Source organism: Brevibacillus sp. SKDU10, from assembly GCF_001645205.1.
Lineage (GTDB): Bacteria > Bacillota > Bacilli > Brevibacillales > Brevibacillaceae > Brevibacillus_B > Brevibacillus_B halotolerans.
The window spans coordinates 24,473-30,472 of record NZ_LSSO01000156.1 but is presented as its reverse complement, the minus strand read 5'-3'; the positions used below and the strand labels follow the sequence as shown (position 1 = coordinate 30,472).

General features: G+C 40.4%; 7 protein-coding genes. 6 read left to right on the top strand and 1 reads right to left on the bottom strand.

The window, feature by feature from the left end; genetic code table 11:
- The 6 genes from AYJ08_RS12680 to AYJ08_RS23995 form a co-directional block, all read left to right on the top strand.
- Positions 1 to 695: ABC transporter substrate-binding protein (locus AYJ08_RS12680; protein WP_064018031.1), on the top strand; the 695-nt coding region annotated here is incomplete at its 5' end.
- 3 nt (positions 696 to 698) lie between these two features.
- On the top strand, positions 699 to 1,493 hold the full coding sequence (locus AYJ08_RS12675) for an ABC transporter ATP-binding protein (protein ID WP_064018030.1): 795 nt from the start codon (positions 699 to 701) through the stop codon (positions 1,491 to 1,493).
- Entirely contained in the window at positions 1,480 to 2,286 is an 807-nt protein-coding gene (locus AYJ08_RS12670; RefSeq protein WP_064018029.1) for an ABC transporter permease, read from the top strand. Before AYJ08_RS12675 ends, AYJ08_RS12670 begins: the two co-directional genes overlap by 14 nt.
- A 120-nt stretch (positions 2,287 to 2,406) precedes the next feature.
- The gene (locus AYJ08_RS12665) at positions 2,407 to 2,718 is read left to right on the top strand and encodes an ArsR/SmtB family transcription factor (RefSeq protein WP_064018033.1); all 312 of its coding nucleotides are present in this window, start codon (positions 2,407 to 2,409) and stop codon (positions 2,716 to 2,718) included.
- A 106-nt stretch (positions 2,719 to 2,824) separates the two neighbouring features.
- On the top strand, positions 2,825 to 4,000 hold the full coding sequence (locus AYJ08_RS12660; protein ID WP_064018028.1) for an MFS transporter: 1,176 nt from the start codon (positions 2,825 to 2,827) through the stop codon (positions 3,998 to 4,000).
- Between the two features lie 129 nt (positions 4,001 to 4,129).
- Positions 4,130 to 4,273 (top strand): hypothetical protein, encoded by a 144-nt coding sequence (locus AYJ08_RS23995; RefSeq protein ID WP_197490652.1) that lies wholly within the window; start codon positions 4,130 to 4,132, stop codon positions 4,271 to 4,273.
- Between the two features lie 125 nt (positions 4,274 to 4,398).
- Here AYJ08_RS23995 and AYJ08_RS24815 read toward each other — a convergent pair whose 3' ends face one another.
- Positions 4,399 to 5,910: a methyl-accepting chemotaxis protein gene (locus AYJ08_RS24815; RefSeq protein WP_064018027.1), complete on the bottom strand. Its 1,512-nt coding sequence runs from the start codon at positions 5,908 to 5,910 to the stop codon at positions 4,399 to 4,401.
- Between the last annotated feature and the right edge of the window lie 90 nt (positions 5,911 to 6,000).

The following is a 6,000-nucleotide window of genomic DNA, read 5'->3' as shown; positions in this document are numbered from 1 at the left end:
ATATGTGTAATTTCCCCCAGCTTACCCAAACTGACGGCACATTTTTAGTCGCCCGGTCCAAATCAAAGCACTTTTCGTGGGATCAGGTAAAAGGCAAGGTATTCCTCGGTCAACGAAAGGGCGGAATGCCTCAAATGGTCGGCGAGTTTGTCCTTAAAAAAAACAAAATTGATCCCCAAACGGATGCTACCGTTCTTCAAAACATTGAATTTAAAAATATCCCTTCCGCCTTCGCTTCGGGTACTGGAGATTTTGTACAACTCTTTGAACCAACAGCATCTCAATTCGAACAAGAAGGCATTGGTCATGTAGTAGCCTCCTTTGGTAAGGAAAGTGGTAATGTTCCTTATACCAGCTATATGACCAAACAAAGCTATATCCAGAATAACAAGAAGAATATTCAGAAATTCACTAACGCCATATATAAAGGGCAGCAATGGGTAAACTCTCATTCTGCCGAGGAAGTGGCAAAAGTGATTACTCCCTATTTTTCCGATGTAAAAGCAGATATTCTCACTCGTTCTATTCAGCGTTATCAGGAACAGGGTTCCTATTCAGCTACTCCCTTATTAAAAAAAGCTGACTGGGGATTATTGCTAGAAATTATGAAGACTGCTGGAGAGCTGAAACAGTCAATACCCTATGAAAAACTAGTGAATGAAACATTTGCCAATAAGGCGTTAGGAGGTAAATAGCCTATGCCCCCTTCTCCTCAGGCAAAAATTGAGCTAAACGATGTCACACATCTATACGTAACACCACGCAACGCATTTATGGCAGTAAACAACATTTCCTTGCATGTGGAGGAAGGTGAGTTCGTCTGTTTAGTAGGCCCTAGCGGTTGCGGAAAAACCACCTTGCTTTCACTCATAGCAGGACTCGAAAAGCCTACAGCAGGTCAAATATACGTAGACAAAAGTCAGCTGACAGGAGGAACGACTCGTAAGGTTGGCTATATGCTTCAGCAGGATTATTTATTTAACTGGCGCACCATAGAAGAGAATGTGTTTCTCGGATTAGAAGTGCAGGGAATCCGCAGCAGAGCAAATGAAGAATACGCATTGCATTTACTGGAAGAAATGGAGCTGATTCATTTTCGCAAAGCTTCTCCACAGCAATTATCTGGCGGAATGAAACAGCGTGTAGCCTTGGTCCGAACTCTTGCCTGTCAACCGGAAATCCTGCTTCTCGATGAACCCTTCTCCGCTCTGGATCATCAGACGAAGCTTAAGCTGGAAGACCTTATTATCGAAACCTTGCGTCGCCACAAAAAAACTGCTATTTTAGTCACCCATGATTTACAAGAAGCTGTAGCTATGGGAGACCGAATCTACATATTAGATCGAAATCCGGGACGCATTCGTTCAGAAATGAAGATACCAGAGTTAATCCGTCAGGCGTTGCCGTTCCAAGCTCGACAATTGACTGGCTTCTCCGATCTGTATAACCACGTGTGGAGAGAGATGGAGGGAAGTTCTGATGGAGCAGATTAACATTGATCGCATTCATCAGCAGTATAAACACGGCGTCACACGTACAAAATGGTTGGTTTTTCTCACCCAGCTTCTCATCTTATTTGTTTTTTTAGGCACATGGGAATTGGCTGCTTTCTTCAAATGGATTGATGTCCTATTGTTTAGCTCACCTAGCCGAGTCTGGAGCTTGTTTATCGAAAAGATGACTGATATGAGCTTGTTGATGCATACCAGCGTAACCGTCCTTGAAACGATCATTGGCTTCTTACTCGGAACTCTCCTTGGTACCTTACTGGCTATTATGATTTGGTGGTCCCCATTTTTATCGCGCGTGCTGGAGCCCTATTTCATTATCGCAAATAGCATGCCTAAAGTAGCATTGGGTCCTCTGTTCATTGTAGGTTTAGGTCCCGGAGTCATCTCCATAATTGCCACGACCCTTTCTGTTTCGATTATCATTACCGCCATAACGATCTATTCCGGCTTCCGTGAGGTTAATCCTAACTATCTGAAAGTCATGCAGACCTTTGGTGCAAGCAAAAGTCAGATGTTTGCCAAGGTGATATTTCCTGCCACAATGCCAACAATTATTTCATCCTTAAAGGTAAATGTCGGACTTTCTTGGATAGGTGTTGTTGTTGGAGAATTTTTAGTTGCTCAAAAAGGCTTAGGCTATCTCATTATTTACGGCTTTCAGGTATTTAATTTTTCCCTGGTCATGGTATCTCTCTTCGTCATTGCTCTCGTCGCCGCTTTGATGTACCAAGGTGTCAGCTACCTAGAGAAGAGGCTTACCAGCCAGTTTAAATAGATAGCAATGCCAAAAGGTCGTTCCAATTCGGGGCGGCTTTTTCCTTTCAGCCATCTTAAAAAAATTACAATGCACACCTCTTATATTTACAAATCTATAAAAATAGATATAATAATCTCTATGGAACCTTCATTGATTTATAAAGCACTGACTAACGAGACTCGTCGACAAATCTTACTATGGTTAAAAAATCCAGGGGAATTCTTTGATGAAAGACCTTATTTTCAACAAGGGCTGAGTTTTCAAATTGGTGTATGTGTGGGCGATATCCAAACAAAATCTGGTTTAGCCCAATCAGTCATTTCTAGTTACTTGTTAACCATGCAAAAAGCTGGGTTGTTGGAATCAGAACGGATCGGGAAATGGACCTATTATCGACGAAACGAAAAGACCATTCAGGAATTTTCCGAATACGTCCAAAAAGAACTATAGAAGGAAAGGAGGCTTCTCTTTTTTTGTTTTTAACATCTATATATATAGATATATAGATTTATGTATGTAAAATTACCTATACGAATAAGAATGGAGATTTATTTACATGAAAAAGCTTAACCCTCTTCTTATCATGATGCTGGCTTTAGGTGTATTTGGTATTATTACCACTGAAATGGGTATTGTAGGTGTTCTCCCTCAGATCACACAAAGATTTAACATAACTACTTCACAAGCTGGAGTACTTGTAAGTATATTTGCTTTAGTCGTTGCTATTTCAGGTCCATTTCTGACATTGCTTGCTTCTGGCATCAATCGAAAAGTAATTCTGTTAACTGCAGTCCTTATGTTCATGATTTCAAATATTGTTTACGCTTATACAACTAGTTTCGAGATGATGCTGGCTTTCCGTATTCTGCCTGCTATTTTTCATCCCATCTTTTTTTCAGTGGCTCTCGTAACCGCAGCCAAACTTGTCCCTTTAGAAAAAAGCGGGCATGCGATCACAAAGGTGTTTGCTGGAATAACTGTCGGATTTGCTTTTGGTATACCTTTAACCTCTTTTCTCGCCGAGCAGTTATCGTTAGAGGCCGCTTTTCTGTTTGGGGCTATTGTAAGCGCGATTGCTTTTGCAGGAATTTTATTTTGGCTCCCCTCCATGCCTGTTAAAGAAAAGATGTCTTATGGAAAGCAGGTTAGCATATTACGTAAACCTGGACTATGGTTAAATATCGCCACAGTCATATGCATCTTTGCAGCTATGTTTACTGTATATAGCTATTTTGCTGAATATCTGGGGCAGGTAACACACATGAACGGCTCATGGATTAGTTTCATGTTGATGGTGTTTGGCCTAATTATGATTTTTGGCAATTTTTTATTCGGGTCTTCATTACAAAAAAACATGACGAAGACAGTGATATCGTTTCCTCTTCTCTATATAGCAATTTACGTACTTGCCTACTATTTTGGTTCTTATTTCATTCCAATGGCGGCTATCGTATTCATTTGGGGAATCATACATTCTGGAGGGCTAATCGTCAGCCAAACATGGCTCATGACTGAGGCAAAAGAATCTCCTGAATTCGGCAACAGTTTATTTGTCTCATTCTCCAATCTTGGAATTACGTTGGGAACTTCTATTGGTGGCTGGTTTATCTCTCAACTGGGAATACATCAGCTCATTTGGAGCGGAATTACATTCGCCTTGCTTGCTTTCTTCTTAATCTTGATAAAAATAAAGATATTGAGTTCTGCTAAAGAGGAAATAGATGTGGCGTAGAATATGACATGAACACTGTAAAAGAAAGCCCACCTCATCCGATGAAAAGCCGATTTTTTTGTATATAAAAATTGTTGTAAATATTGATATAATAGAAACTTCAACTCTAGTAAAAAAGGAGATACTACTATGATGGGTACAAAGGTAATGACGTTTGCTTTAGTTGGGGGAGCTATCGGCTTTTTCTTGGATGGTGCGATGGTTGGGGCACTTGTGGGAGTGTTGATGTACATATCTATTCAACTTGAGGAATACCTAAAGCAACGGAATTAAAAAACTTTGTTCATCGTACATCCTACCTGCATAGAAATAAGCAACCGGGACACAACCATGTTACTGGATGCCCGGCTGCTTGCTGGTATAGATTCTAGTAAGCTCCATAGTGCGATATAAGTAGCTTATAATGTTTTAGTAAAATCTACTAGGGACTGTGACATTTTATTAATCTCATCCATTGATGAGTTTACTTGCTCTGTCAAGGCCGCCTGAGTCTGTGTAAGAGTATTCATTTTTCCAATATGCAATAGAATGGTTTCAATGAGTTCCTTCATTTCATTCAAACTGCTTTCAATGTTTACAGTAGCATTTGCGCTATGTACAGCTAGCTTTCTTACCTCATCTGCGACAATTCCAAAACCTCGCCCCTGCTCACCTGCACGTGCTGCTTCGATGGCTGCATTTAAGCCTAGCAAATTCGTCTGCTCAGCAATTTCTTTAATAAACTTTGAAATATTTTTGGTTTCATCTGCACTACCCTTTGCTTTATTGGCCGCTTCAGTTGATTGATCCTGCGCAACAGCAAGCTCCTGAGCTTGATTGGTTATTGAATTGACACCTTTAACCATATCGCTAATAGAGTCTGACAGATGCTTCATTTGAGAGGTCATTTCACGTACGACCTGCTCTTTGTTTTTTTCAAGGGTAACATCCCGTATGGTCCCAGCTACTCGCAATGGAATACCAGTGCGACTTCGAATCGTTTCACCGCTAGCATGATACCAACGATATTCACCATTTTTTAAGCGTAGTCGATAATCAATATCAAATGGAGTTTTCCCGCTATAATCATTCAAGTGATTAGCAAAGGCTTCTAATGTTCGTTTTTCATCCTCTGGGTGAAGTCTGCTGCTCCAGCTACTCATCACATTTGGGAAATCTGTTTCATCTTTAAATCCAAGAGCTCTTCGAAATTGAGGTGACCACCAAAATTCATTATTTGGATTAATAACATCGCCCTCAACAACGGTCATATCCCAAGGAGCTTCCACTAGAACACGATTGATAAGATCATACCGTTCTACCAAGGATTCTAATTCTTGTTCTTTCATTTTTTTATCATGTATATCAAATAAGGCACCTGCTACCCGTAAAGGAACGCCATCAGCATCTCGGACCGTTGCCCCAGTAGCTCGGAACCAGCGATATTCACCGTTTTTTAATAATAAACGATACTCCACATCATAAGGAGTTTTTCCTGAGTGATCCAATAGATGCTTTTCAAAAGCTTCTAGAACCTGGTCATGATCATCTGGATGCAGTTTTGATGCCCAGCTATGAAGAACGTTAGGAAAATCTGTTTCATCCCGATAGCCCAGCATTCTGCGGAATTCATTCGTCCAGGTAAACGTATTCTGAGGATTTACAGGATCACCTGCTACCACATTCATATCCCATAAGCCCACTTCAATGGCTTCCGTTACTAATTCAAGTCGAACGGCTACATTTTCTCTAAAGCTTTGCATCGTTCGTAGAATAGCATTCAGATTTTCAGCAAATTCCTTTGCTTCTGGGCTATCTGTAGACGACTGAAACTCAGTGGAAAAGTCATTCATTTCAACCATTTTGCGTAATTTCCGGCTTTCCTCTACGAATGCAGTAAGCTCGTTAGCTTGTACTGACTTAAAAAACATAGATCATCTCCCCTTTTACAGTTATATAGAATCCTCAGTAATCAAACCTAACCAAACCTGTCCACTCTATGAATCTTTTTCTACATGATT